The sequence below is a fragment of the Psychrobacter sp. LV10R520-6 genome, from assembly GCF_900182925.1.
Classification (GTDB): Bacteria; Pseudomonadota; Gammaproteobacteria; order Pseudomonadales; family Moraxellaceae; genus Psychrobacter.
Genome location: NZ_LT900024.1, coordinates 2,837,373 through 2,864,342, shown reverse-complemented (window position 1 = coordinate 2,864,342; position 26,970 = coordinate 2,837,373). Strand labels below are relative to the sequence as shown.

23 protein-coding genes and 1 riboswitch are annotated in these 26,970 nt (G+C 44.3%); of the genes, 7 read left to right on the top strand and 16 right to left on the bottom strand.

Annotation, left to right across the window (positions count from 1 at the left end):
• The gene (gene ribBA, locus U1P77_RS12010; protein ID WP_321155207.1) at positions 1-1,113 is read left to right on the top strand and encodes a bifunctional 3,4-dihydroxy-2-butanone-4-phosphate synthase/GTP cyclohydrolase II; all 1,113 of its coding nucleotides are present in this window, start codon (positions 1-3) and stop codon (positions 1,111-1,113) included.
• A 145-nt stretch (positions 1,114-1,258) separates the two neighbouring features.
• On the opposite strand, the gene U1P77_RS12005 is transcribed toward ribBA, so the two are convergent.
• The 6 genes from U1P77_RS12005 to U1P77_RS11980 form a co-directional block, all read right to left on the bottom strand.
• Positions 1,259-1,759, bottom strand: a complete 501-nt coding sequence (locus U1P77_RS12005; protein ID WP_321155206.1) for an acyl-CoA thioesterase — start codon at positions 1,757-1,759, stop codon at positions 1,259-1,261.
• 112 nt (positions 1,760-1,871) lie between these two features.
• Positions 1,872-2,852: a hypothetical protein gene (locus tag U1P77_RS12000; RefSeq protein WP_321155205.1), complete on the bottom strand. Its 981-nt coding sequence runs from the start codon at positions 2,850-2,852 to the stop codon at positions 1,872-1,874.
• Positions 2,853-2,972: 120 nt separating this feature from the next.
• A complete protein-coding gene (locus U1P77_RS11995) occupies positions 2,973-3,995 on the bottom strand; it encodes a uroporphyrinogen-III synthase (RefSeq protein ID WP_321155204.1) in 1,023 nt (340 codons plus the stop codon).
• Between the two features lie 73 nt (positions 3,996-4,068).
• Entirely contained in the window at positions 4,069-5,100 is a 1,032-nt protein-coding gene (gene hemC / locus U1P77_RS11990; protein ID WP_321155203.1) for a hydroxymethylbilane synthase, read from the bottom strand.
• A gap of 295 nt (positions 5,101-5,395) precedes the next feature.
• Positions 5,396-6,133, bottom strand: a complete 738-nt coding sequence (locus tag U1P77_RS11985; protein WP_321155202.1) for a LytR/AlgR family response regulator transcription factor — start codon at positions 6,131-6,133, stop codon at positions 5,396-5,398.
• Positions 6,134-6,290: 157 nt separating this feature from the next.
• On the bottom strand, positions 6,291-7,046 hold the full coding sequence (locus U1P77_RS11980) for a histidine kinase (RefSeq protein WP_321155201.1): 756 nt from the start codon (positions 7,044-7,046) through the stop codon (positions 6,291-6,293).
• Between the two features lie 377 nt (positions 7,047-7,423).
• Here U1P77_RS11980 and argH point away from each other — a divergent pair, with 377 nt between their 5' ends.
• Both argH and U1P77_RS11970 read left to right on the top strand, forming a co-directional pair.
• Complete coding sequence (gene argH, locus U1P77_RS11975; protein ID WP_414479014.1) at positions 7,424-8,917, top strand: argininosuccinate lyase; 1,494 nt, start codon at positions 7,424-7,426, stop codon at positions 8,915-8,917.
• A 246-nt stretch (positions 8,918-9,163) separates the two neighbouring features.
• Complete coding sequence (locus tag U1P77_RS11970) at positions 9,164-9,460, top strand: oxidative damage protection protein (RefSeq protein WP_321155200.1); 297 nt, start codon at positions 9,164-9,166, stop codon at positions 9,458-9,460.
• 43 nt (positions 9,461-9,503) lie between these two features.
• Here the strand turns inward: U1P77_RS11970 and phoU are convergent, their stop codons facing one another.
• From phoU to pstS, 5 genes are all read right to left on the bottom strand, one after another.
• The gene (gene phoU, locus U1P77_RS11965; protein ID WP_321155199.1) at positions 9,504-10,223 is read right to left on the bottom strand and encodes a phosphate signaling complex protein PhoU; all 720 of its coding nucleotides are present in this window, start codon (positions 10,221-10,223) and stop codon (positions 9,504-9,506) included.
• Positions 10,224-10,384: 161 nt separating this feature from the next.
• Positions 10,385-11,143, bottom strand: a complete 759-nt coding sequence (gene pstB, locus U1P77_RS11960; protein WP_321156690.1) for a phosphate ABC transporter ATP-binding protein PstB — start codon at positions 11,141-11,143, stop codon at positions 10,385-10,387.
• 307 nt (positions 11,144-11,450) lie between these two features.
• Positions 11,451-12,299 (bottom strand): phosphate ABC transporter permease PstA, encoded by an 849-nt coding sequence (pstA, locus tag U1P77_RS11955; RefSeq protein WP_414479092.1) that lies wholly within the window; start codon positions 12,297-12,299, stop codon positions 11,451-11,453.
• Between the two features lie 183 nt (positions 12,300-12,482).
• Positions 12,483-13,439: a phosphate ABC transporter permease subunit PstC gene (gene pstC / locus U1P77_RS11950; RefSeq protein ID WP_321155197.1), complete on the bottom strand. Its 957-nt coding sequence runs from the start codon at positions 13,437-13,439 to the stop codon at positions 12,483-12,485.
• A 143-nt stretch (positions 13,440-13,582) separates the two neighbouring features.
• Complete coding sequence (gene pstS, locus U1P77_RS11945; RefSeq protein ID WP_321155196.1) at positions 13,583-14,734, bottom strand: phosphate ABC transporter substrate-binding protein PstS; 1,152 nt, start codon at positions 14,732-14,734, stop codon at positions 13,583-13,585.
• Between the two features lie 327 nt (positions 14,735-15,061).
• Positions 15,062-15,186, top strand: a riboswitch (TPP riboswitch).
• A gap of 271 nt (positions 15,187-15,457) precedes the next feature.
• On the opposite strand from pstS, the gene thiC reads away from it, so the two are divergent.
• Positions 15,458-17,401, top strand: a complete 1,944-nt coding sequence (gene thiC, locus U1P77_RS11940; RefSeq protein WP_321155195.1) for a phosphomethylpyrimidine synthase ThiC — start codon at positions 15,458-15,460, stop codon at positions 17,399-17,401.
• Positions 17,402-17,520: 119 nt separating this feature from the next.
• On the opposite strand, the gene U1P77_RS11935 is transcribed toward thiC, so the two are convergent.
• Entirely contained in the window at positions 17,521-18,411 is an 891-nt protein-coding gene (locus U1P77_RS11935; protein WP_321155194.1) for a fructose bisphosphate aldolase, read from the bottom strand.
• 200 nt (positions 18,412-18,611) lie between these two features.
• The gene (locus U1P77_RS11930) at positions 18,612-19,526 is read right to left on the bottom strand and encodes an EamA/RhaT family transporter (protein ID WP_321155193.1); all 915 of its coding nucleotides are present in this window, start codon (positions 19,524-19,526) and stop codon (positions 18,612-18,614) included.
• 290 nt (positions 19,527-19,816) lie between these two features.
• Between U1P77_RS11930 and U1P77_RS11925 the strand changes: the two genes are divergently transcribed.
• From U1P77_RS11925 to U1P77_RS11915, 3 genes are read left to right on the top strand one after another with little or no spacing between them, the layout of a single operon-like run.
• On the top strand, positions 19,817-21,733 hold the full coding sequence (locus U1P77_RS11925) for an ABC transporter ATP-binding protein (protein WP_321155192.1): 1,917 nt from the start codon (positions 19,817-19,819) through the stop codon (positions 21,731-21,733).
• Between the two features lie 48 nt (positions 21,734-21,781).
• Positions 21,782-22,735, top strand: a complete 954-nt coding sequence (locus tag U1P77_RS11920) for an alpha/beta fold hydrolase (RefSeq protein WP_321155191.1) — start codon at positions 21,782-21,784, stop codon at positions 22,733-22,735.
• The gene (locus U1P77_RS11915) at positions 22,735-23,475 is read left to right on the top strand and encodes an alpha-ketoglutarate-dependent dioxygenase AlkB family protein (protein WP_321155190.1); all 741 of its coding nucleotides are present in this window, start codon (positions 22,735-22,737) and stop codon (positions 23,473-23,475) included. Before U1P77_RS11920 ends, U1P77_RS11915 begins: the two co-directional genes overlap by 1 nt.
• A 321-nt stretch (positions 23,476-23,796) precedes the next feature.
• On the opposite strand, the gene U1P77_RS11910 is transcribed toward U1P77_RS11915, so the two are convergent.
• The 3 genes from U1P77_RS11910 to U1P77_RS11900 form a co-directional block, all read right to left on the bottom strand.
• A complete protein-coding gene (locus tag U1P77_RS11910; RefSeq protein WP_321155189.1) occupies positions 23,797-24,804 on the bottom strand; it encodes an NADP-dependent oxidoreductase in 1,008 nt (335 codons plus the stop codon).
• Between the two features lie 171 nt (positions 24,805-24,975).
• A complete protein-coding gene (locus U1P77_RS11905) occupies positions 24,976-25,734 on the bottom strand; it encodes an endonuclease/exonuclease/phosphatase family protein (RefSeq protein WP_321155188.1) in 759 nt (252 codons plus the stop codon).
• 410 nt (positions 25,735-26,144) lie between these two features.
• Entirely contained in the window at positions 26,145-26,957 is an 813-nt protein-coding gene (locus tag U1P77_RS11900; RefSeq protein ID WP_321155187.1) for a glutathione S-transferase N-terminal domain-containing protein, read from the bottom strand.
• Positions 26,958-26,970: the final 13 nt, after the last annotated feature.

Here is a 26,970-nt window from a genome sequence, read left to right as displayed (position 1 = left end):
ATGAATTTAAATACGATTCCTGAGATTATCGAAGATATTCGCGCAGGTAAAATGGTCATTTTGATGGATGATGAAGATCGCGAAAATGAAGGCGATATCATCATGGCAGCGACTCATGTGCGCCCCGAAGATATTAACTTTATGATTACCCATGCTCGCGGTTTAGTCTGCTTGACCTTATCACAAGCCCGTTGCCAACAGTTGGCTCTGCCGCTAATGTCAGATCGTAATGAAGCGAAATTTAGCACTAACTTTACCGTATCTATTGAAGCGGCTGAAGGCGTGACTACCGGTATTTCTGCCGCAGACCGCGCACGTACCGTTCAAGCAGCAGTATCATCTTCTGCCAAACCTGAAGATATCGTCCAGCCTGGACACATCTTTCCTATCATGGCCCAAAACGGCGGCGTATTACACCGTGCTGGCCATACCGAAGCAGGTTGTGATTTAGCCCGCATTGCAGGGCTTGAACCAGCAGCTGTTATCGTAGAAATTATCAATGATGATGGTACGATGGCGCGCCGTGATGACCTTGAGATATTCGCAAAAGAGCATGATCTCAAGATTGGCACTATCGCAGATTTAATCAACTATCGTATTTCTAATGAGCAAACCGTAGAAGAGATTGAGTCGCGTCCGTTCGAGACCGAATACGGTACGTTTACTTTGCATCGTTTCCGCGAGTTTGGTGCTGATGAAACCCATTTAGCTTTAGTAAAAGGTAACGTTAGTGAAGGCGTCAGTACTGTGCGTGTACATGGTTTTCATCCTTTGCGTGACTTGTTTGCGGCTAAGAATGATACGACCGGACGTAGCGGCTGGAGTGTGCAATCTGCTTTAAAAGAAATCAACGCCTCAGAGCGCGGTGTGTTGGTATGGATTGGTAGCCATCAACCGATTGATTTGGGAGATGCGTTAGATAAAGCTTCAGACAATCAATCGTTGTCTACTATTGCCCAGCAACCCTATCGCAGTATTGGCGTTGGCGCGCAGATTTTACGGCATTTGGGCGTGCGTGATATGCGCTTATTGTCATCACCGATGAAGTTCTATGCGCTGTCAGGTTTTGATCTGAATGTAGTAGACTTTATTCATGCTCCTAAGCAAGATTAATACGGTCAAATAACTTGAACTAAGCAAATGCCACTACGATAAAACTGGTTAATAAAAAAGGCACACTAACTGATGTTAGCGTGCCTTTTTGTTACTTACTTATTACTGTTTACTAAACTCTCAAAAGTAAAAGACGAGAAAATAGTTATAATTCAGGCGTATGCCCTACCTTTTTTTCTAACGCTAATAAACGCGCACGTTCCTCTTCTGTCCACGGTAACTTTTGTTCACCACCGCTAGCCAGACGTACCACTACTGCCTCAGCCGTAGCAACGATTGCTTGTTGTGTGCAGCTATAATAACTGTAATCTATCACGATACTGGTTGTACCCAAGCGCTGACAACGCACGCCTAATAACAAAGTATCGGGGAAAGTCACTGGCTGTAAATACTGACAGCTGGACTGTGCCAGCACCGTCACCATACTGCCATCAAACATACCCAACGCCTGCAAATAGGCGATACGTGCTGACTCAGCATAACGATAATAAACCACATTATTTAAATGGTTAAAAGCATCCATCTCACCCCAGTGGATCGGCTGAGTATGAATAATGGGATAACGCGCCAATGCGTCAGGTGTGTCAGGACCGCTGTTGACTTGCTTATCAGTGGTTAAACTTGAGGGTTGATTGGCCTTGTTCATGATTCACCTTAAATTTTTGTATTTACCAAATATACCAGTACTTCAAATAACTTAGTATTTAAACCCACTTAGTATTTAAACTAACTGGGCACTTAGAATAAACGGGCACAGATCAACGCTTGGGTTTATCTAAAATCTGAGTGGTCAATAGCGGCGTTGGTGTTGGGGAGTTAGCAATCAGTTTATCCAGCCAATTAATCACTTCTGAGATATTTTGTGGCGCCCCTATAGTCTGTAAATTACTTTGATTGTCAGACGTTTTCGTACTGCTTTTTATGACTGACGACGATGTCGGATTAGAATTGGAGCTAACTTTGTTTTTCGGCGTGCTTGAAGGGTCTGTAACTAAAGTTTGCAACTGGTTTCGAGCTTGGCGCAAGTAAGAAACCAGCTGGCCTTTATCACGCATATTACTGGCTTGATTCGCTAGATTCAGTGTCATGATAACTTCGTGAATCGTTAGTTGTCTGCGGGTCAGTGCAATATTATTGCTTGCTACGTTAACAGAGCTTCCTTGTTTATCATGGCTGTTTAGACGCTCATGGCTGTGTAAAAATTCTTGGATGTTTTGAATCGCCAAATTTTGTATCTGCCATGGGCTGGGTTGAGAGCTTTGCGCTTGCAAGCGCTCGATATCTTTGGTTAAGCTTTGTTTGATGACAATCGTCAGGGCTGGCGCAATCTCATTACTGTTTTGTGATAGCTGCCATTGTAGTCCACGTAATAAATCAATCGCTGCCCTATCGTTATTATCTAACAGTAACCTATCAGCTGCTTGTATTTGAATACGTAATAAATCCAGCTGGTTTTGTGATTGGCTACCGACCACAGTGCTCGGCGGTGGCAGACTCTGCTGATTGATAGCAAATAAGCGATCGTCCATTTCGTTTAGCCGACTGGCCAATTGTTCATTACTTTGCAAACGCTCATTGACATGATTTTGAAAACGCTGTTGACTAATATATAACCATGATAACGCGGCGATGAGCAGTAAAATAAGTAACCACTGCAGGCGCAATAGCAAGATATTTGCTTGGCGGCGCTGCTGACCGGCAGAGGGATCGTTAGGTGACGATTCAAACTTAGTTGACATAAAGCAGCACCGTTGTTGATAGGTTTAAACGTACTTAAAATAAGCAGGTAAGATAAATTAATTATTAAGTTTTTGATACTTGTTAAAATCAGTAGCTGTTAGAACTAGTCGCGGTTAAAATTAACAACTACTTCTAATTGCTGCAAGGATAGTCTCAGGAGTCAGATCTTCTACTCGCCAATAGCTCAGTTGTTGCTCAGCGACCATATGAGCTAAGCGCTCACCTAGTACCACATAAGCAAAGTCCGACAATTTAAGTGGCGACCCATTACTCAAATTCGTATCTAAAATTACAGGCGAACTGCCATCTGAATTTGCATCTAGATTTATATCTGACTTCGATTCTGAGTCAAGCGCTTGCACTGGATCGACTATACTTACCCAATGCTCAAAGGCCGTGCCACTACTAATAACAACAATAGGCTTTGGTTGCTGTATTTGCGCTATGGGTTGCGCTAGCTTTTGCGTTGCCTTTTGCACACTGAATTGTTTCAGCCACTGTTGGTAGTGAGTATTGGCATCGGTAGGCATAACTCGCTCATACCACGCAATGCTATCGATATGTACACCGCGCGCTTGTAAGGCATCAACCAATAGTCGGCGTCCGCCAAGTCCACGCCATATCAGTACCTTATCACCAGCTTCTAGCCTTTCAATCTCAGGCATGACCAGCATACCTTCGTTATTGGCACTCGTAGGCTGTCGCACTTGGTAGTTTGCCGCTGGTAGTTGGGCATTATTCAATACGGCGGCGGTAGCTTCCCCAACGGCAATTAAATGGCTTGGTGGTTTCGTCGAAGCTATTTCTGATTTACTATTAATATCTTGAGCATTTCTTTCAAGTTCAAGTGTTTGCCAAACCGCTAAGCCTGAAGCAGCAGCTGTTGGGCTTACAATGACCAAGGCTTGATAATCGCCCGCCAGCCATTGGCGCATCAGTCTCATATCTTCTTCTATGACTGCGCGCGATTGCAACGCTAGCATCGGTATATCAACGACTATAAAACCTGCTGCTTGTAAATGACAGGTAAGCGGCGCAGCACGCTCTACTGGGCGGGTATTAATCACCACTTGCGGCGGCATTGCTACACCATCAACTTCCTGATTTGACTTAGAGTAAGTGGGCGGCGATGACCAAGACATAAACATACCACGACGTAAGGCTTATGGGATTAGAGTGATATAGTCGATTTACTTTAAAACAGATACATGCCTGCTATTCAGGATGGTAAATCGCTGCCAAAATAGCACCAGCGCCATCTGCAAGTAGCATATCAGCCACTTCAATGCCGAGCTGATTGGCTTGCGCTTCTTGTTCTACTTGGGTACCACTCAAAATAGTACGTTTTTCAGCTTTTAGCAACTCGCTACCATCGGCTTGTCCGACTCGGCCACGTAGCCACAACCTATTGCCAGCATCATCGTTTTCGATATAATTATTCTCAATATCGACGCTGTCATCAGCGGCATGTAAAACAGCAAAAGCAGCAATCGGGACTTGGCAGCCGCCTTCTAAGTGACGATTTAAAGCGCGCTCAGCGATTAAACGGATGCGTGCTTTGTCATCATTGAGCGGCGCGAGTAAGGCTAATATCTCAGCATCATCTTCACGACATTCAATTGCTAATGCCCCTTGTCCAACAGCAGGCAAGCAGACATCAATATCTAATTCTCCGCGAATACGCGCGTCCAGCTCAATACGCTGTAGACCGCTGGTGGCTAGAATAATGGCATCATAATCGCCTGCATCCAGCTTACCTAGACGCGTCCCAACGTTACCGCGCAGGGTTTTGATTTGCAAATCTGGACGATAGGCTTTAAGTTGACACTGACGGCGTAAACTTGAGGTTCCCACCACTGCGCCTTCAGGTAACTCGTCAAGACCGTTATAGGTATTAGAGACGAACGCATCAGTCGGAGAGGCACGCGTGCAATAGACACCCAGCATCAAACCTTCAGGCAATTGCATGGGAACGTCTTTTAATGAGTGCACTGCAATATCTGCCTGTTTGTCATACATTGCTTGCTCAAGCTCTTTCACAAACAACCCCTTTCCACCGATTTTGGCCAGTGGCGTGTCCAAAATTTTGTCACCTTTAGTGACAATTTTTAGCAAGTTAATAGTCAAGCTAGGATACAGTACTAGCAAGCGATCACGAATGTGTTCGGCTTGCCATAATGCCAATGGACTCTGACGGGTGGCGATATTTAAGGTAGTCAAAGCAGGTTGTTGCGACGAGTTGCTCATATGAGGCCTCAATAGGATTAACGCTATAGTAGAACCAACTACAAACCTGTTACAGCATCAGACTCGCTGAATGCACCTGCTTTGATAGGCCAGCTGCAACTCTCACTCGTCTGTCTGGTCCCAGTTGTATATTGGGTTCACTGTACTTTTATTAACGGTATGTGGTGACGCAAAAAAATACCCCTATTTAAGCATAAATAAGGGATTGATGATATGGGAGGAAGCTTCAGGATTTAAAAACGCTCCTTGCCCATATTTGTTGAAAGTATATGTTTGTTAAAATAGGTTATACGAGCTACATACTTTGAATTTTTTCACGTAACGCGGGTAGATGGCGACGGCTGACGGCTAAAGTCTCCTCAATACCTTTAAAGTGTACTTGGTAATTTCCAGCATCTACAGTCTCTAAAAAATCCAAAAATTTTAGATTGATCATGGCATTACGGTGCACACGAAACAGTCGATCGTCAAATTCTTGCTCCAGCTCCTTTAAGGTCTCATCAATCAACACAATGCCCTCTTTATGACGAACTTTGACGTACTTTTGATCGGCACTGCAATAATAAATATCTTTCAACTCAATCAGCTCTACCCCACGATGGGTACGGGCGGCGATATGCTCTCGTACTGGCCGAGCAGTTGGATCTTCAAGCTTACGAATTTCATTTAATTGGGCGGCGTTTAGATTTTTGGCTTTGCCAAGTGCCTCTAACAGCTCATCCTTGTTTGCAGGTTTTAATAAGTAGCCAATAGCATTGGCTTTAAGGGCCGCAATCGCATAATGATCATAAGCGGTAACGAAGATAATAGCCGGCGGATGCTTGAGCTCACTGAGCTCTTGGGCACAGCGCACACCATCCATTTCGGGCATCCGAATGTCTAGTAATATGACATCTGGCTGATGGGTTTTTACTGCGACAATGGCTTCTACCCCGGTCGTTGCTTGTGCGACCACCTGATGACCTGACTCTTGCACAATCCTGACCAAACGCTCACGTGCCAATGGCTCATCATCACAAACTATAATTCGCATGTAAATCCCTTTCGCATAGCCCACCTAAAAATTTTTAGACACTATTAATAGTTACCAATTATCAATCACATAAGGTAACGATTACATCAATAAAATAATTGATGCAATAAGTATGCCATGATAGATATTATGGAAGTATTAAAATACTAAGAAAGGGTTACAAACCAACATCTTGTAGGGGATAATCAATGATGGTTATGATTTGCTGACTGGTGACCGTGCTTTGAATATCGGCACTTTGTCCGAAATGAATTTTTAAGCGCTCAGCTTGAACATAAAAGTCCACATGTTGGCGCAAATTATGACTAATCATTAACGTTTTGCTGGGAAGCTGAGCAGTAACGGTAATAGTAACTCGGTGCTGCTGCCAGGTCACGGCGATATCAATAATAATGGTTTCGGTGGTCATCTCTACCACGCTAAACAGTACTTTTTCAAGCACACCCTGCAAGGTCAAAACAGTGATGACCATATCGTACATTACATCTTCGTCGGGCAGCTGCCAACTCACAGCAAGTTTATCGGCCAAACGGCTCGACTCAATCGCCAAATAATGCTCGCAAAGCGCCACTTCTTCTTCAAAGCTAATTTCACGCGTGCCACTAAAACTAGCACGGAACAACGCTGATACGTGCTGCAATAACGCGGCTGCACGTGACGGATTGGATTCAATAAGTGAAGTTAAAGTGTTAAGCGTATTAAAGAAAAAGTGCGGGGCGAGACGAGCTTTGATCAAGTCGTTTTGAGCGGTCAGCTTATGCTCAAAAGATAGCTTAAGAGCATTGAGCTCTCGATGACGGCGTATGAAATACAGTAAAAACACTAATGTGAAGCTACCAGTAATCATACTATTAAACAATATATTTAAGACAAACGCTTGAGGATTGTAGTCAAGCCAGCCAATATTAATCATAACGAGCATAACTAAGGTTATTGGTATTGCAGAGCCAATCGTAAATAGCAGGAAAACATATATACTGACTCTAAGGATACTCGCGTGCTTAAAGAGAGGACGTAAATAATCAATCAAATATAATGACGGGATGACGGTTAAAGTATTTTGAATAACCCTACTCATAAACTTGATCAAAAACTGTGACCAAGTAGCCATATCATGGCGATCAATTACTGTAAGAAACAACGACCAAAGAAAGATATACAGTAGCCACTGCCCAGGCCTCATGATTTCCATGAGTTTGGGAATAAAAAACTCTAAGCGCTCCGCTAGTAAGGCAACCTCATCATTTGCTATACTCGAGTTCTTATTCTGTTGACTTGTCTTAGACCGATATGAACGCCACTTCTTCAAATCCTAGTAATCCCGAGCAAAATAAAAATTCACATGCATCTGATTCTAGCACAGATGCTGCCACAACAAACGCTGCTGCACAAAACAGCCCAGGCCAGCAAATGTGGGGCGGGCGCTTTAGTGAAGCAACAGACAGCTTCGTTGCCGCCTTTACCGCTTCAGTAGGCTTCGATCAACGCTTTGCGCGTCATGATATCGAAGGCTCAATCGCTCATGCGACTATGCTCAAAGAGTGCGATATTTTAAGCGCTGATGAGGTCGCGACAATTATTGAAGGCCTGCAGCAAGTGCTAGCCGAGATTGAGGCCGATGAGTTTGATTGGTCAATTCAGCTGGAAGATGTACATATGAACGTTGAGTCGCGCCTGACTGATATTATTGGTGCGGTCGGTAAAAAGCTACATACCGGTCGTAGTCGTAATGACCAAGTCGCAACCGATATTCGCCTGTGGCTGCGTGAAGAAACCGATAATATCATTGCGCTATTGGTACGCTTGCAGAGCGGCTTATTAGATTTAGCTGAACAACATACCGATACTATTATGCCGGGATTTACCCATTTGCAAACCGCACAACCGGTCAGCTTTGGTCACCACGTGATGGCATGGTTTGAGATGCTATTTCGTGATACTGAGCGACTGGTGGATGCGCGTCGCCGTATCAATCAATTACCACTCGGCAGCGCCGCTCTTGCTGGCACGACCTTCCCAATCGACCGTACGATTACTGCGGAACTTCTTGGTTTTGAGGGCATTTGCCAAAACTCGCTCGATGCCGTATCCGATCGCGACTTTGCCATTGAGTTTACCGCTGCCGCTTCTATCTTAATGATGCATATGTCGCGCATGAGTGAGGAAATTATCTTATGGATGTCCGCACAATTTAATTTTGTGCAGATACCGGATCGCTTTTGTACTGGTTCATCCATCATGCCACAGAAGAAAAACCCTGATGTACCAGAGCTGGTACGTGGTAAAGCGGCTCGCGTATTCGGACAGTTAATGACCTTATTGAGCCTCATGAAAAGCCAGCCACTGGCCTACAATAAAGACAACCAAGAAGACAAAGAGCCGCTTTTTGATTGCGTAGACACTTTGACAGGCTCGCTATTAGCCTTTGCCGATATGCTACCAAATATCACGCCTAATAAAGAAAATATGCGCGCGGCGACCATGAAAGGTTATGCCACTGCTACCGATTTGGCCGATTATCTAGTGCGAAATGGGGTTGCGTTCCGTGATGCCCATGAAGTGGTGGGCAATGCTGTTGCTTTGGGTATTAAAGAAGGTGTGGACTTGAGCGACTTATCATTGGCACAATTGCAGTCATTTAGCGATGCCATCGGCGATGACGTGTTTGACTACTTAACCTTAGAAGGTTCATTAGCAGCGCGTGACCATTTGGGCGGCACTGCACCCAATCAAGTGAAGCAGGCGGTGCGCCGTGGACGTACCCGTTTAGAAGTCTTTGCTTAATCTAATATTTTTATTAACTTGATAGCCTTCGCTGACTACAGCGATTAATATCAAAACACCCGCCATCATTGCGGGTGTTTTTGTTACCCTATTTAAATAAATTTGCGGTTAACCTTTATAAACCTGATACCCTTAAACTTATTAACCTTTATAACCCTATTAGCATTTGCTAAGTGCACTAAGACCTTTATCATAGGTTAATAGCAAACTGCTAATATATTCAATATCAATAATAAGGAGCGACTCATGACCGAGAATTTCAATCCCCAAGCCAATACCGTATTTTGCCGTAAATATCAGCAAGATCTACCTAAAATGGCGCATCCTCCCTTCCCGAACAAAAAAGGTCAAGAGCTACAAGAAACAGTATCGGAAAAGGCATGGAAAGAATGGCTCGAGCACCAAACTATGCTGATTAACGAAAACCATTTAAGTATGATGGATCCTGAAGCCAAGAAATTCTTGACGGAACAACGTGATAAATTTTTGGATAATGAAAACTATGAACGTGCTCAGGGCTGGACACCAGAAACCAAAAGCTAGACCAACGCTTAGAATAGAAAATGAAATGTAAAAAAACGAGGCGCTAGCCTACTTTGCTAGCGTCAATCGCTTGTTGCACCTTTTCAAAATCACTATGGCGCACATCCGTGCCACTGCTGATATAAATCACTAGCTCGGCAATATTGCGGGCATGGTCACCGATGCGCTCAAGCGCTCTGAGTATCCACATCAAGTTAATCACATGACTGACTTGCCGTGGGTCTTCCATAACGTAGGTCATCAAGGCGCGAATGGCAGACTGATATTCAAAGTCCACGTTGCCATCGCTACGCATCACATCAAAGGCGCGCTCTGCTTTTAAATGCTCAAAGGCTGCTAGCGCACTGTGTAGCATCATACGCACCTGATTACTCAAATGCTGTACTTCATGATCGCTCGCACTTGTAACACTATCAGCGGCCACTTGCTGCGCCATATGGGCAATCTTAGCCGCCTCATCGCCGATACGCTCAATATCTACCACCCCTTTACTGATCGCCATGACATAGCGCAAGTCGCGAGCCGCCGGTTGCCTTTTAGCCACTAATAATAGTACTCGCTCATCAATTAGTACCTCTAACTGATTGATCGCACTGTCCTGCTCAACCACCTGATAGGCCAAATTCATATCGCCTTCTATCAAAGCGTGCATCGCTTGTGCCACTTGCTGCCCAGCAAGCGCACCCATCTCTAAAAATAAATCAGTGGTCTCGGTTAAGTCTTGGTCAAAGCTTTTGGAGGTGTGGAACATTTGATTGGACATAATAAAATTCTCGATAAAAACCATGACAATAGCAATCCCAAAAAACAAGCTAACGTTGTCAGACTCCTAAGCCTACTAATGGTAGTACTTATAATCTTGTTTTTCGTTATTTTGAATTTTTAGAAATGATATGAATAGAAAAACCATAATAAATAGGACAATTAGCCATAACGCCCAGTAATATAATCCTCAGTCGCTTGCTGCGAAGGATTGGTAAAAATCTGGTCGGTGTTGCCCATCTCTACCATATCGCCCAAATACATATAAGCGGTGTAGTCAGAAATTCGCGCCGCTTGCTGCATGTTATGGGTCACGATAGCAATGGTATAGTCTTGCTTTAAGTCCTCAATCAAAGCCTCGATTGCCCCCGTTGAGATAGGGTCAAGCGATGAGGTGGGCTCATCTAATAATAAGACTTCAGGCTTAGTGGCCACTCCGCGCGCGATACACAATCTCTGCTGCTGGCCGCCAGACAATGACAAGCCTGAGGCCGATAGCTTGTCTTTAACTTCATTCCACAGTGCGGCTTTTTTAAGCGCCCACTCTACTCGCTCGGCAAGCTCCGCCTTCGACATCTTTTCGTACAACCGTACCCCGAAAGCCACATTATCAAAAATGGACATCGGAAACGGCGTGGGCTTCTGGAAAACCATGCCTACCTTAGCGCGTAGTAAATTGACATCCATTGATTTAGCCAATACGTCATGACCATCAAGATGAATCTGACCTTCAGCGCGCATATTGGGATATAAGTCATACATGCGATTAAAGGTACGCAGTAGCGTCGACTTACCGCAGCCAGAAGGGCCGATAAATGCGGTTACTTGCTTTTCGGGAATATCAAGGGAGATGTCTTTTAGAGCACGAAAGCTACCGTAATAAAAATTTAAGTCACGGACTTGGAGTTTTGGGGCAGGCATAGTGTCTGCGAACTCATTAAATGCAGCGGATGTATGTTTGCCTGCTGTACGTTCAGTGGTTACTGGGGCAAGACCATGCACGCTCGGATCACTCAAACTAGGTACAGGTACGGGAATCTGAATATTTTTTTTAGTAGGTCGGGTAGCGATATCTGTCATGGTCATATTCCTTATTATCTTTAATATGAAATTCTTTAGTGTGAAGTTCTTTAACAGGAGATAAAAATTAAGAAGTTGGGTAAGTATTAATTTTTAGCAGTAAGACTTTTCAGTAAAGCTCTTTAATAAAAGCATCTGATAAAAACTATTAGTTATATTCTTTGCCGCCGATATAGCGTGCTGCTACATTCAAGGTAAGCACTGTTAAGGTAATTAATAATGCTGCCGCCCAGGCTAAGGTATGCCAATTGTCATAAGGGCTCATAGCAAATTGATAAATAGTGATGGGCATATTGCCCATCGCATTGCTCATGTCTAAGCTGAAGTATTGATTATTCAACGCGGTAAATAACAGCGGAGCAGTCTCGCCAGTGATACGCGCAAATGCCAATAGTACGCCGGTGATTAAGCCTGCCCGCGCTGCTTTGATGGTTACGCCCAGTACCAGCTTCCATTTCGGCGTTCCTAACGCGTAAGCTGCTTCACGCAGAGTATTGGGCACTAATAACAGCATGCTTTCGGTGGTTCTTACCACCACTGGAATGACAATTAACGCTAGGGCACACGCGCCTGCCCAACCAGAAAAGCTATAATTTTTGACTAATATTGCATAGATGAATAAGCCAATCACAATAGATGGGGCAGATAACAGAATGTCATTTAAAAAACGAATGACTTGTCCCAGCCAATTGCCATGCGAGAATTCCGCCAAGTAAATCCCTGCCAGCAGGCCAATTGGCGCCCCGATAAACAATCCACTACCTGAAATCATCAGCGAGCCGACAATAACGTTGCGCAGACCACCGTCGGTCATTGGTGGTGGCGTGTCGGCGGTAAATACTGGCATTTGCACCAAACCGCTAAAGCCTTCAACGCCTAAAGTAATCAAAATCCACGACAGCCAAAATAGCCCAAATATCATAGCTGAGGCTGCAAAGCCCAATCCTACTTTATTCCACAGTCGGCGACGGCGATATAACCTTTGGTCGCTGGCCATAATGGGCTTAGTCGAGGCTTGAGTAATGGCAGACAATGCGGTCATGCAGCAGATTCCTTATTATTTACTAACTTTCTACAGTTTATATTTTTCATTAAATAGTATTTTTTAATAAACCATTTATAAAATGTCCGGCTTAGCAAAAACGACTTAACAATAATGACAGCGGCTACTATCCAAAAGTTATTCTCCAGCACGCTTATCCATGCCGCGTAGCAGCAGACGTGAGATACTCAGAACGATAAAGGTAATCATAAATAGTATCAGCCCTAAATGCAGCAGCGCCGATAGATGCAGCGGATCGGACGCTTCCGCGAATTCATTGGCCAAGGCTGAAGTGATAGAGACCCCCGAAGCAAACATACTGGGACTGATATTAAAGGTATTACCAATCAAAAAGGTCACCGCCATAGTTTCCCCCAGCGCCCGACCTAACCCTAAGATGATGCCGCCAACCACACCAGTTTTGGCATAGGGTAGAACAATCTTAAACATTACTTCCCACCTGGTCGCGCCCATGCCATAGGCAGATTCTTTGAGAAGTGCAGGCACAACCGCAAACACATCACGCATGGTGGCGGCAATAAAGGGAATAATCATAATGGCAAGCACCAACGAGGCGGTGAATAAACCAATACCCATCGGCGCACCAACGAAAAGCTTACCGATGAGGGGCAAACCGCCTAAATTTTCGGTCAGCCATGGCTGGATGTTGTTGCCAAAAAAAGGTGCGAATACGAATAAACCCCACATACCATAAATGATAGAAGGAATACCGGCTAACAGCTCGATGGCAATGCCCAGTGGCTTCTTGAGAAAAGAGGGACACAGCTCAGTCAAAAATATCGCAATACCAAAGCTAATAGGAACGGCAATAGCCAGCGCCATAGCGGAAGTGACAAGCGTGCCATAAATAGGGGCAAGAGCGCCATATTCATTGGCGACTGGATCCCAGTTATTACTGGTATAAAAGTCCAGTCCAAACGCTTGCATACTTGGCCACGCACCGATAACCAGTGACAGTAAAATCGCCCCTAAGCTTAGCAACACAAAAAGTGCTGCCGCTTTGGTAGTGGTGACAAATATTGCATCCCAACGTTTTTGTTTGTTCAGTTGTGTCTGCAAATTAAGTCCTGCCATGACCACCTCAATTAGTTTGATAAATATGCTTGAAAATGAATGGGTTAAATATAAATATTTTAACTATGAGTTACGCCTATGATCTGCTTATCAGCAAAATCACAGGCGCATGGGAGGGTATGTTGTTACTATTATTGTTATTGTTACTGCGGGGTATAGACCGGCTTGCCGTCCTTACCGACCACTTGCTTCCAGCTGTCTTTGAATAGCGCGACTGCCTTATCAGAAAATGGCACATAATCTAGCTCAATTGCTGCGTCATCACCTTGGTCATAAGCCCAGCTAAAGAAGTTTAGCGCGCCGGCCACTTGCTTAGGATCTTGCGGCTGTTTATGTACTAAAATAAAGGTTGCAGCGGCAATCGGCCATGCCTCGGCAGTTTCAGAGTTGGTAATGACCTTATAGAACCCTGCTTGCTGCGACCAGTCAATATCCCCTGCCGCCGCAAAGCTTTCTATTGATGGCTGCACAAAGTTGCCTGCCGCGTTTTTGAGTGCCACATGTGACATATTATTTTGCTTGGCATAGGCGTATTCGACATAACCAATGGCATTGTCCATTCGGCTGACATAACTTGCCACACCTTCGTTGCCTTTACCTGCTGCACCGCGAGCAGACGTTGGCCATTTGACTGTCTTGTCAACGCCAACATCACTTTGCCATTCAGGTGATACTTTTGCTAAGTAATCGGTGAAGTTAAAAGTCGTGCCTGAGCCATCTGAGCGAAACACAGTGGTAATAGGCCTGTCTGGCAAGCTTAAATCTGGGTTAAGCTGCACGATAGCAGGGTCGTTCCATTTTTTAATATTACCCAAATAAATATCTGCCAGCATTTTGCCATCTAGCTTCAATTCGCCCGGCTCTATACCTTTGATATTGACCACTGGTACCACGCCGCCAATCACGGTTGGGAATTGGATCAAACCTTCTTTCGTCAATTCTTCTGGCGTCATTGGTGCATCTGAGGCACCAAAATCGACGGTGCCTGCGACGATTTGCTTAATACCGCCTGACGAGCCGATAGATTGGTAGTTGACTTTTCCACCGGTCGCGTCATTATAGTCGGCTGACCATTTGGCATAGATAGGCTGCGGGAATGAAGCACCGGCTCCAGTAATATTCATTGAAATTTGATCGTTGCTGGCAGGGCTGGCACTATTCGTGGTACTACTATCAGTGCTACTGCTGGCAACTGCGCTACTGTCAGTAGCCGGCTCTGCGGTGTCGGTTGATTTATTACACGCCGTAAGTGCTAAGGTACAACTGACGGCCACTGCTAATAATGAATAACGCATGTAAGACTCCTAAAGTTTAACAACGGTACGAAAAATTCTAGTCCGTGACATGCGTTGCATTGTGCCAAGCTTTAATGACAGTTTGATGACAATAGTAATATTAATAACAACAGTAATAAAAGCAGTAGTAATAAGGGCGAAAGCATCTCCATGTTAGTAAACCAACCTTGATTAACCGATCTAAAATCGAATACCATTAAATAATTTAGCTAAACAATATTAATAATTAATCTTAATAAAACTATAGATTCCAAATGATTATAAATATGGCCGAATATCATTAGCAGTCAGGTCGAAAGTTTGCTAGTATGAAGTTGATTTACAACACTGACAGACTCGGGGTGCGATGTATTATTGACTGATTTATAAGCAGTCATCGTATATTCGCTGAGAAACCACCCGCCGAACCTGATGCGGTTAGTACCGACGCAGGGAAGTCTGAGCTGATGTTATGGTCTTGCAACGGGTGTGCAGAAATGCCTTATTATTAGAATTACTCTTTAGCTCTGTTTTAGTAGCTAGAGTTCGCCGGTTAATAAAAAGTATGGCGGTTAATAATAAGTGGCACCCAACGCTCCAGTTAGTCCTATCCATTAGCATCATATTTGCTAGTGCGATTAATTTATACTGACGATTGGGTTAAACTTGCATGCATAATTGACGCTTACCCCGCAGATTCTGGCGGTGTTGCCTTTACCATTAGACAACACGCTAGGACAGCATATGACTATTTCAAACGCTACTTCGAATGCACACGTCGCTAAGACTTATATCCCAACCGACAATTCAGTAGAAACACCAGCTAACACGACTGTCAGCAAGGCAGATAAAAAAGCGGACGCTCTAAAGACACCTGCCCATCGCAACCAAAAAGACGCCCGTTTTGAAGAAGACGCTCGTGACTTACATCGTATCCTTCCCGCCTCCCGCAAAGTCTATATCGAAGGCTCAAGACCCGATATCCAAGTCCCGATGCGCGAGATTAATTTAGCCGATACCCCTGTCGGCGGTACTGGCGACCAAGAGGGTGAGCACAATCCTCCCTTTTATGTCTACGATACCTCAGGCGTTTATACTGATCCCAATGCCACAATCGACCTTACCAAAGGGCTGCCTAAGCTACGTGAAGGCTGGATAAACGAGCGCGGTGATACCGAACAGTTAAGCGGTCTATCAAGTACCTACGGACAAACGCGCGCCCGCGACATCAGCACTGCCAATCTGAGGTTTGCTCATATCGATAAGCCGCGCCGTGCCAAAGATGTCGCTGGTAAAACCGGCAATGTCACCCAAATGTACTATGCCCGCCGCGGTATTATTACTCCTGAGATGGAATATATCGCTATTCGCGAAACCCAAAAGCAGCATGAATCAACGGACATGCGTCAACATGATGGCGAGAGCTTTGGCGCTAACACGCCTACTGTTATTACGCCTGAATTTGTACGTAGTGAAGTGGCGGCAGGTCGTGCAATTATTCCTAATAATATTAACCATCCTGAGTCTGAGCCGATGATTATCGGCCGTAATTTTTTAGTCAAAATCAACGCCAATATCGGTAACTCGGCGCTGGGTTCATCTATTGATGAAGAAGTCTCCAAAATGACTTGGGCAACACGTTGGGGCGCGGATAACATTATGGATTTATCCACTGGTAACCATATTCATGAAACTCGCGAATGGCTGATTCGTAACTCACCCGTACCGATTGGCACGGTCCCTATTTATCAAGCATTAGAAAAAGTCGATGGCGTCGCTGAGGATTTAACATGGGAGATATTCCGCGATACCCTTATTGAGCAAGCGGAACAAGGCGTTGATTACTTCACCATACATGCTGGCGTGTTGCTAGATTACGTGCCCCTGACTGCCGGACGCCTGACGGGTATTGTCTCGCGCGGCGGCTCTATCATGGCGCAGTGGTGTATGGTGCATCAACAAGAGAGTTTCTTATATACTCATTTTGAAGACATCTGTGAGATTATGAAAGCCTATGATGTCGCCTTTAGTCTAGGTGATGGCCTACGTCCTGGTTGCTTGCAGGATGCCAATGACGAAGCGCAATTTAGCGAACTAAAAACGCTGGGGGAGCTGACCAAAGTAGCTTGGCAGCATGATGTGCAAGTGATGGTTGAAGGACCGGGTCACGTGGCGATGAACCGTATTAAAGAAAATATGGATTTGCAACTTGAGCTGTGTGCTGACGCGCCATTTTATACTTTGGGGCCTTTAACGACTGATATCGCGCCAGGCTATGATCATATTACTAGTGCCATTGGTGCGGCGATGATTGGCTGGTTTGGCACGGCGATGCTATGTTATGTGACGCCTAAAGAGCATTTGGGTCTGCCCAACAAAAAGGATGTCAAAGACGGCATTATCACTTATAAAATTGCTGCTCACGCTGCTGACCTTGCCAAAGGCCATCCAGGTGCACAGGCGCGTGATAATGCTTTGTCGAAAGCCCGCTTTGAATTCCGCTGGGACGACCAGTTCAATTTGGCGCTCGATCCTGATACGGCGCGTGAATATCATGACGAGACCTTACCAAAAGACGCGCACAAGTCTGCTCACTTTTGCTCGATGTGTGGCCCTAAATTTTGCTCAATGAAAATTACTCAGAACGTCCGTGAATATGCGGCTGGTCTGAAGAGTAAAGAAGCGTAGGCGTAATTAGTTAGCAATATATTATCTTAGTTCGTAAAAAAGCCTCGCTATTTAAGTAAAAAAATACTTATTTTGCGGGGCTTTTTTTATTGAACTGTCTTAATGTTAACTTATTAAACCTACACTTTCGACGCCTGATAAATCTCATCAATCGAGGCATTAATAGTATCTGCAAACTCTTCATCACTTTGCTGTTTGCTCAGCCCTTCAGTAAAGGCACGTGAGAAGCTGGCAATCATACCAGGGTTTTGTTTGAGCTTATCACAGGCATCGCTACGGCTATAACCACCCGATAACGCCACGACTTTGAGTACTTTTGGATGGTCAACCAGCTCTTGATAAAATCCAGCTTCTTCTGGCAAAGTTAGCTTAAGCATCACTTGTATGCCATCGTCTAAACGCTCAAGGTTGTGCAAGATATTGGTTTTTAGCAGTAGCTCGCAGTCATGCTTCTGGCTACTGTTAATGTCCACTTCGGGCTCGACGATGGGCATCAGACCTTTTGAGATTATTTGCTTGGCGACATCAAATTGCTGCTGCACGACCAGCTCAATACCATCAACATTCGGCTCATAAATCACCGAGCGCATTTTAGTACCAAATACCGGGTAGTTTTTCGCTTTGTTTAATAAAAGATCCAAATCGGGCATCGGGCGCATTACTTGCACGCCGTTCATTTGTTCTGCTAGACCTTTATCTACCTTTAAGAAAGGAACAATGTTTTTATCTTCCCATAGGTAATTAGCCGTTGGTTTACCGTTAACCTTGCGCTCCATAGTGTCTTCGAACAAAATCGCACCAAGGACACGTTTAGCATCAAAGCAGTCACAAGACATAATACGCGCGCGCATCTCATGCACTAGGTCAAACATCGCTACATCATTATCATAGTCATCACCATTGACGCCGTAATTCTCTAACGCTTTTGGCGTGCTGCCGCCACTTTGGTCGAGCGCGGCAATGAATCCCGAACCCTCTTTTATACGTTGCAATTGCTGTTGGTATTCCATTGAATGAGCATCCTATTTTTATTGATCAAGGTCAAGTGTTACAAATGTGAACGGCCATATTTTAGTTTATGTAAGTCTGACCGTTTGTAGATAACCTTACCATAGGACGCCCTGTGTGCCTATATCTGATAAGTTAAAGAGGTTAAATTAAAGGAGACAAATCAAAGAAACAATAAAAAATTACCTTTATGCTAAAACCATTATGCTAAAAACAGCACCGCTACACAGCCAATCGCTAATAACAACCCAAGCATATTGATACGATTAAGCGATTCTTTAAACACGCCCACCCCAATAAGGGTTGCCACTGCGATAACACCAACGTTCATGCCAGTAAAAACAATACTTGGCGATTCGGATAATATTTGATGGGCACGAATATAAGCGTAAATATTACCCACATTGAGCGCACCGAGAATTAATCCAGCAGCCAATGCTCGTCCATGCCAGCGCACGCGAGTGATAAGCAAATAGATAAACAGCAATAAGCCAGCAAGGCCAAAGCTGATAAATAACGTTAGCGGAAATGCCGCGCCTTGTTTGGCAACCTGTTTAAATAGAATATCAATAATACCATAGCCTGCCCACACTCCAAACAGCCATAACGGCGTGCGTAACGCCTGTTTATTAACAGCTTTATCGGTAGAAGCATTCGTACTATTATTATTAGTAAATTTACTGGTATTATCACCAGCAATAGCTGTTTGCTGCGGACGATAAACCAGCGCCCCAAGCGCTAAAAACCCTAAGGCCAAGCCAAAAATGCGCGTGCCCGTTAATACTTCACCAAATAAGACAAACGCAGCAATAATAGGAATAATCAAAGATAAGCGTTGAGCAGCATCAGTAGCGACCATGCCGACCGCCGCAATCGCACGACCAAGGATAACAAACACCGCTGGGAGCAATACCCCAAGCGCAATAATAATGCCCCACGCATCGCCAAGCTTATCCATACCGCTAATATCGGGCTTGAGCAATAGCCAAGTGAGTAAAAAAGCAACTGGATAACCAGCGACGATGGTTTGGCGAATATCTATATTTTGTTGTCGTAATATTTTTAGTAGCACAGAGACGGCGACACTACACAGTACCGCAATCGTTAAATACATCATCAGTCTCCACCTTATTCAATAACCATACTGCCCATTGGTAATTATTTGATTCAGCGCTTATAAATCAGCCCTGCTTAATCAAAACAAAAGCATAGAAGGTAACAAAGTATTTCTTTTACAGCAATCTATTTGTCATTGTTCATAAAATCACGCATTAGATAGTGTCTGCTGCGTACAAATTACAATTACCATGCAGGTGAGATTGCGAATTTTTGGTAAAATACAGGGCTATCCCACTAATACAAGTCACAGCGCAAGATAACGTTTATCTTGGCGTATTGCTATTGCCTATGAATTCTCTACTTCGCTTTTTTGAATCGCGTCTCTCAGCCTTCCCTGACACGCCAATGCCCCTGCCTCGTGAGGGGCTGATAAAATTTCTATGGGCGTGTACTAAAGGTTTACGCGGCTGGCTGTTGCTATTTATGATTTTGTCCGCGGGTATCGGGATTTATGAAGCCATGCTATTTGCATGGATTGGCAATCTGGTCGATTGGCTCGGTACTTATACGCCGCAGAATCTATGGGCTGAAAAAGGCGATACGATGCTACTGATGCTTGCGGTGCTGATTATTAGTCCCTTTTGGATCGCCTTATCCTCCTTGATTCATTTTCAAACTTTGCAAGGCGTATTTCCAATGCAAATGCGCTGGCGTTTTCATCAGCGGATGCTTGGTCAATCCATGCAATTTTATCAGGATGAGTTTTCTGGTCGGGTCTCTGCCAAAGTGATGCAAACGGCACTGGCAGTACGCGAGACTGTGATGACGGTCACTGATATGTTTATGTATGTCACCGTCTACTTTATAACGACAAGCGTCATTCTATTTAATTTAGACAGCTTGTTATTGATACCGTTTGTGGTTTGGTTTGTACTGGTTGGGCTGACCATGTGGTACTTTATCCCCAAGCTCAAGCAGACCGCTGTTATCCAAGCTGATGCGCGGGCTTTGATGACGGGACGTATCACTGATGCTTACGCCAATATCATGACCGTCAAGCTGTTCAGTCATTCACGACGTGAGCTGGGTTATGCTAAAAATGCCATGGGGCAGTTCCTGGGGACCGTCCATGCACAAATGCGCTGGGTCAGTTATTTGGAAGTCTCCACCCACCTTATCAGCGTAATCTTGGTTAGCAGCACGGCTGGCATTGCCTTATATTTATGGCAGCAAGGTGCGGTCGGTGTTGGTGCTATTGCAGCCGCGACAGCGATGGCATTGCGATTAAATGGTCTGACCCGCTGGATCATGTGGCAGACGGCAAGTTTGTTCGAGAGTATCGGTACGGTTCAAGACGGCATGCGTACGTTGTCTGCACCGCAAACCATCGTGGATAAACCCAACGCCCCAGCTCTAAAAGTCACCAACGGTAATATTGTCTTTGATCATGTGGACTTCAGCTACGAGGGTGAGAATGGTGTGGCTGCGATACAAACAGGCGCAAAAGTTGATGAGGTCAAGACAGCGGCAACAACGCTAGAAACCTCACGCGTAAGACTGCTGGATGACTTTCATCTAGATATCAAAGCAGGTGAAAAGATAGGCTTAGTTGGACGCTCAGGTGCCGGTAAATCAACCTTAGTTAATCTGCTACTGCGCTTTTTTGATGTGGATAGTGGCAAAATTTATATCGATGGGCAAGCGATTAATGAGGTCACCCAAGAGTCATTACGTCAGCAAATCGGTATGGTGACCCAAGATACCTCGCTGCTGCATCGCACTGTCCGTGAAAACATTGCCTACGGTCGCCCTGATGCTACCGATGATGAAATTATATTTGCATCCAAGCAAGCACAGGCATGGGACTTCATCAAAGAATTATATGACGATAAAGGCAACACTGCCCTTGATACCCAAGTCGGTGAGCGCGGGGTCAAGCTCTCTGGCGGTCAACGTCAACGCATTGCTATCTCACGGGTCATGCTCAAAAATGCACCTATTCTATTGTTGGATGAAGCCACCAGTGCGCTTGATTCTGAGATTGAATTTGCCATTACCGAGAGCCTAAACGATATCATGACCGGCAAAACGGTTATTGCAATCGCGCATCGCTTGTCTACTATTGCCGCGCTTGATCGCTTGGTGGTGATGGATAAAGGTCATATTATTGAGCAAGGCAGCCATAATGAATTACTGGTATTAAATGGCGTTTATGCCCGATTATGGCATCGTCAAAGTGGTGGCTTCTTAGGGGAAGACAGCTAGACTGCCAGAACTTATCTAAGTTAAAAAACACAAGGACGTGCCACGATTATGGAAGCATTTGCAAAGAGTATTGCTATTAACGGGCAACAAGCGCGCTATTACGATTTAAGTGAACTTAATGAGATGGCTGATGCAGATGCCAACTTACGGGTGCCGGCACACTTTTATGGTGGTAATGGTTTCACAGCCGGTGCCTATACACCATTATTAAAGGCGCTGGGTTCAGGTTTTGACATCTCGTCATTGGCAATGCGTGGCTACTGGTACGATAAGCCACAAAGTAAACGACTCACTCGCGCCCAAGATGCTGATGTGCTGATTGAGTTTTTAGAAAAGACCCAAGAGGCTCCTATCGTTGGTATTGGTCATTCGCAAGGGGCCACTGCCACCGCCATCGCTGCAGCCAAGCGTCCTGATCTGTTCTCACAGTTATACCTCATAGAGCCGGTGACTTTCACCAAGGCGCAAACGCTACTGTATGACCTAATGCCACGCGCCCTCAAAATGACTCGTGAACCTTTCAAAAGCACATTAACCAAGCAAACCACATGGCCAAGTGTGCAAGCATTTTATGAACATTTGCGTGCGCTGCGTGCCTATCGTCGTATTAGCAATGAGCATCTACAAGTATTTGCTGAACAAAGCTTAGTAGCGCAAACAGATGCCAGTTATACCTTGATGTTTACTCCTGAGCAAGAGCTGGCCAACTATTTCGGTACGCCTTATATTGATGCTGCGTTGAAAAAAATACGCTGTCCTTATACGCTTATTACTGGCAAACCTACCCTATTTATTAATGATAAAGTCAGAAAACAGTGGCACAAATTTGTCCCTGCTGAGCGCATTATCTCTTTGCCCGATTACGGCCACTTGCTACCAATGGAAGCGCCTATAGAATGTGCTCGTCTTATCTTAAATGGGTATGACCAGTATGATAATAATAAAGGCGCTCAAGCTCAAAAGAGTAAAACAGCGGCGCACAATAAGATAAAGTCGAACTAATGGCAGATTTATTTGCACCCCATCCTACTGAGAATTTATTACCCTATGATGGCAGAATTTACGATTTAGGGCAGATAGACTGCCAGCAGATAGTTGATAACTATAATTGTAACCCTGATTGTGATTATAGTGATGACCACCTATACCAAAGGCTATTAACGACCCTACTCTGGCAGTCTGATATCGTCACTTTATTTGGTAAGACTCATATTACTAAACGACAAATTGTTTGGATGGGTGATGAGGGTTTGAGCTATCGCTACGCTGGGCATACCCGACAGGCCACAGGTTGGCATCCTATAGTGTTTCATGTGAAACAAATTATCGAAGACAAAATACGCGCTCTAAACCTTGATTTGGTTGATGCGACTGATATAGTTAGCACTAACGGCCAAGATCATATCGCTCAAGACCATCGTCCATATTTTAATGCTTGTTTGCTTAATTACTATCCTTCAGGTGATGAAGGTATGGGCTATCATGCAGACGATGAAAAAGAGCTTGGCCCGCAGCCCTTAATAGCAGCACTGTCTTTGGGGGCAACTCGTAAGATGCTATTTAAGCATAAACCAGTTAAAGATGAAGAGAGGCAAGACAAAGTGGAACTCTATCTTACCTCTGGACAGGTTATCTTGATGACAGGCGTTACTCAGCAGCATTGGAAACACAGTATTACTAAAACTAAAAAGGTTAATGAAGGTCGGATTAGCCTCACTTTTCGGCATATGGTTACAGCCTAACAAAACTCGCCATTTTTAGATAGTACAGGTTTGGATAGTACAGGTTTGGATAACTATAATTGAGATCCATCCAATGGATGACCAACCCTAGTTTTACCCTTGTTTATACTGCCGTATTAACCACTAAACTAAAACTGCGAGGGTCAATAAGGCTGACATTGGCTAAATGAAGAGCAAATCAATTCTAATGGCAGCCGTAACGTCTTACGCCCATTGTAATAAGGTAATAGGGCACGTACAGCACCCAGGTACAAAGGGTAAAAGTATGCAGCTGTAGCAATATACTGAAATTAGTCAGCATACCTACCCTTTTTACTATTTTTATGCAGAGGCTTCTAAGACGATTTTGCCAAAGGTATCGCCTTTTTGGAGCTCATAATGGGCGGTAACAACTTCAGACAGCGGATAAGTCTGCTGGATATGTAAGGCCAGCTTACCATCAGCGATTTGTTGTAAGATACGTGCCATATCTTGACCATTTCGCTGAGCCGCATAACCAGCAACGCTTAAGCTTTTCTCATCGCCCGCCTCTTTAAGCTTATCGACCCAAATCGTTGGTAACACATTAACCCGTCCACCTGATTTGAGTACACTGAGCGCACGTACACCTGCTTCATCACCGACTAAATCAAGTAATACGTCGGCTTGCAAGTCAGGGAATGCCTCATCTTTAGTATAATCAATCCAGCTCGTTAGTTGGCTTTTGTCTATTATTTTATCAAGCTTGGCATATTTTTCTGGTGAGCAGATAACGGTTACTTTAATGCCATCTTCCACTATTTTTTCCATTAATAACTGAATCAGTAGATGACCCACACCGCCAGCTGGGGCGTTCATCACCACATGCTGACCTTTTTTAATATCAGCAAACGCTATAAACTGTAACGCCGTTTGTCCTATGCAAGGTAGCGCACCGGCTTGTTCTAAGGTTACCGACTCCGGAACTTTAGCCAGCAGCTTAGCATCTACCGCCACATACTCAGCATAACAGCCGCCATCGAAGGTAAGGGCAGCGACTTTATCACCGACAGCAAACTGATCGCTATTACTGTGTACCACTTCCCCTGAAACATCAAATCCCAAGATCGCAGGCTGATTATTATCGAATTTATCTTTTCGAATATTATCCGCGCCCCAGCCTTTACCTTGACGGGTTTTATAATCGACAGGATTAATACCTGCATAAGCGACTTTTACCAGTACTTGTTCATCACCAAGCTTAGGGACGGCCACACCATCTTGATAGTTCATGACTTCAGGTTCACCAAACTCGCGGATAAGCACCGCATGTTGGGTGATAGGGAGTTGTTGATTAGAAGCGTTAGACATCGTAAAACATCCTTATTTTATTCATCAGGGTTTATTTATCAATTGATCTTTATTTTGTTCACTTTTAGAATTTATTTAATAGACAGCATCTTTATTAAATAACATTTTTAATAGATAGCTTTGATGATACAGACTGCTTATTTTTAAATCAATATCGACCAGTAAAAGCCATTATGGCAGAGCCAGCTTGGCACTGATCGGCAAATGATCTGATAGCGTTGACCAGGGTTTACCAGTATGTACCCAAGCATCCTTTACGATTAAATTACGCACATAGATGCGATCCAAGCTCAGTACCGGCAGCTTCGCCGGAAAGGTCGGTAACAACTTACCATGACAGGATTTAAAGGCTTCTGTCATACCGAGATCAGTGGCCAGCTTATCACATGACATCTTCTTCCAATCATTAAAATCACCAGCCAAAATCAGCGGTTGGTCAGGGGCAATCTCGTTACGTACATAGTCGCTAATTGCCTGATACTGCTTGATTCGATCGCGCTCAAACAGATTCAGATGAGCGCATAATACGACTACTGGCCTGTCCCAACCTATCGGCTGTACCTCACAGTGCAAAACTCCGCGCTGCTCAAGTTTATTAACAGTAATATTGACGTTATGCTTCGGATCTAGGGGAAAGCGACTGAGTACGGCATTACCATGATGACCATTTTCATACTCTGAGTTTTTACCATAGCTATTCTGCAGCTGCAAAAACTCGCCAAACCACTCATGCTGCGATTGGTCAGGATATTCATTATATTGCATATTGCGTTTGAGATTTTGTCCTTGCACTTCTTGTAGACACAGAACATCCGAACCCACTGCGTCCAGTGCTTGGGCGATCCCTTGCATTTTTACTTGGCGGTTCAGTGGCGACATGCCTTTATGAATGTTGTAGCTGGTTATAACAAAAGAGGTTGTAGTATTCATAAACTCAGTATTCATAGAATAAGGATTGAAGAGGATTATTCTCGAGGCACTAGTAACGTGCTAATAAAACGGCAACAACAGTGCTACCTATCGTTTGGCTTATCACTATCATAAACCATCGCTGACAAAAAAATGCCGCTAATCAATAAAACTTAACAAACCATCAACGCTAGAATTTTAGGAAAAGACAGCTGGTTTTAAAGCGCTTTATTGCTCAATAAAATTGCTATTAGCCTAATTAAACTGATGGTTTATTTTAGCTCAGAGTTACGTTAAAAAGACAAGAAACCAAGAGGATAAAGGGGTCGTGACTATTCGCCCCCGATTGCTATAATTTTTAATTGCTGTAATCTTTAATTATTATACGGCTGCTAAATGCTATATGAGTTGAACATTTAGGCTTTTGCCTATCAACCATAATTTTTATCTAAATAATCAATAATATCCTTTGATTCATACATCTCAGCATCAGTATTAGGGTCGACAAGGTAAGGAAACTGTAGCTTGCCATTCATGATCCCATTCATAAGTTGCTCGCGCTTCCCACCTTTGACAGGATGATATTCACCGACGTTGAGACGCAAGCCAAACGCACCGATGTCTTGTACTTGCTCACGTGCAACACTGTGATTGACATAGCCCACTTCAAGTTCACTCAATTTTTCGCGTACCAAACGGCAGAATGGACTGGCTTCAAAACCGTACAGGTGTAGTGGTTTCTCAGGCTTGCCACGTGCTTGGTTCTTTTTCGGATGATCTGCTTTGACGCCGCGCATCATGGAGACCACACTGGTTGCTTTATTGATGATGGTAGCGTTGTCATCGCCCATAGGTCCTTGATATTTTTTTGGTGGTGCGCCAAATTTTGAATAGTGCAAAAACAAATGATTAATAATCGCTTGTGAGTCCAATATCTGATCACCCGTATTGTCATCGACCAAAAACGGTACTTGCGCTTTTCCAGCTAGCTCTTTTAGCTCATCACGATAGACGTGGCCTTTATGCGGGCTAGGACGACTCTCAAAATCTAAATTGAGATAAGTCATGACTTCACGTACGCGGCGAGAATAAGGGCAAGCTTCATGCTCGTACAAGACTAACGATTGCTCCGGCTGTATAGGATTGGGTGTGCCCATAACTCCGCGTCCACCGCGTAAGAGCAACGAAGCAGTGGCTTGCACACTTTTGACTGTGTGACCTAAAGCGTTATTTGGAATAATCATTATGGGTATCCTT

Excerpts from the sequence above, each read along its gene's own strand:
- pstC (WP_321155197.1), bottom strand. The coding sequence starts at position 13,439 with ATGGCAGGACTTAATTTGCAGACACAACTGAACAAACAAAAACGTTGG.
- U1P77_RS11915 (WP_321155190.1), top strand. The coding sequence starts at position 22,735 with ATGGCAGATTTATTTGCACCCCATCCTACTGAGAATTTATTACCCTAT.
- thiC (WP_321155195.1), top strand. The coding sequence starts at position 15,458 with ATGACTATTTCAAACGCTACTTCGAATGCACACGTCGCTAAGACTTAT.
- argH (WP_414479014.1), top strand. The coding sequence starts at position 7,424 with ATGAACGCCACTTCTTCAAATCCTAGTAATCCCGAGCAAAATAAAAAT.
- pstB (WP_321156690.1), bottom strand. The coding sequence starts at position 11,143 with ATGCCTGCCCCAAAACTCCAAGTCCGTGACTTAAATTTTTATTACGGT.
- U1P77_RS11930 (WP_321155193.1), bottom strand. The coding sequence starts at position 19,526 with ATGATGTATTTAACGATTGCGGTACTGTGTAGTGTCGCCGTCTCTGTG.
- pstS (WP_321155196.1), bottom strand. The coding sequence starts at position 14,734 with ATGCGTTATTCATTATTAGCAGTGGCCGTCAGTTGTACCTTAGCACTT.
- phoU (WP_321155199.1), bottom strand. The coding sequence starts at position 10,223 with ATGTCCAATCAAATGTTCCACACCTCCAAAAGCTTTGACCAAGACTTA.
- hemC (WP_321155203.1), bottom strand. The coding sequence starts at position 5,100 with ATGAGCAACTCGTCGCAACAACCTGCTTTGACTACCTTAAATATCGCC.
- U1P77_RS11910 (WP_321155189.1), bottom strand. The coding sequence starts at position 24,804 with ATGTCTAACGCTTCTAATCAACAACTCCCTATCACCCAACATGCGGTG.
- U1P77_RS11925 (WP_321155192.1), top strand. The coding sequence starts at position 19,817 with ATGAATTCTCTACTTCGCTTTTTTGAATCGCGTCTCTCAGCCTTCCCT.
- U1P77_RS11935 (WP_321155194.1), bottom strand. The coding sequence starts at position 18,411 with ATGGAATACCAACAGCAATTGCAACGTATAAAAGAGGGTTCGGGATTC.
- U1P77_RS11985 (WP_321155202.1), bottom strand. The coding sequence starts at position 6,133 with ATGCGAATTATAGTTTGTGATGATGAGCCATTGGCACGTGAGCGTTTG.
- U1P77_RS11920 (WP_321155191.1), top strand. The coding sequence starts at position 21,782 with ATGGAAGCATTTGCAAAGAGTATTGCTATTAACGGGCAACAAGCGCGC.
- U1P77_RS11980 (WP_321155201.1), bottom strand. The coding sequence starts at position 7,046 with ATGATTAATATTGGCTGGCTTGACTACAATCCTCAAGCGTTTGTCTTA.
- pstA (WP_414479092.1), bottom strand. The coding sequence starts at position 12,299 with ATGGCCAGCGACCAAAGGTTATATCGCCGTCGCCGACTGTGGAATAAA.
- U1P77_RS12000 (WP_321155205.1), bottom strand. The coding sequence starts at position 2,852 with ATGTCAACTAAGTTTGAATCGTCACCTAACGATCCCTCTGCCGGTCAG.
- U1P77_RS11900 (WP_321155187.1), bottom strand. The coding sequence starts at position 26,957 with ATGATTATTCCAAATAACGCTTTAGGTCACACAGTCAAAAGTGTGCAA.
- U1P77_RS11995 (WP_321155204.1), bottom strand. The coding sequence starts at position 3,995 with ATGTCTTGGTCATCGCCGCCCACTTACTCTAAGTCAAATCAGGAAGTT.
- U1P77_RS11970 (WP_321155200.1), top strand. The coding sequence starts at position 9,164 with ATGACCGAGAATTTCAATCCCCAAGCCAATACCGTATTTTGCCGTAAA.
- ribBA (WP_321155207.1), top strand. The coding sequence starts at position 1 with ATGAATTTAAATACGATTCCTGAGATTATCGAAGATATTCGCGCAGGT.
- U1P77_RS12005 (WP_321155206.1), bottom strand. The coding sequence starts at position 1,759 with ATGAACAAGGCCAATCAACCCTCAAGTTTAACCACTGATAAGCAAGTC.
- U1P77_RS11905 (WP_321155188.1), bottom strand. The coding sequence starts at position 25,734 with ATGAATACTACAACCTCTTTTGTTATAACCAGCTACAACATTCATAAA.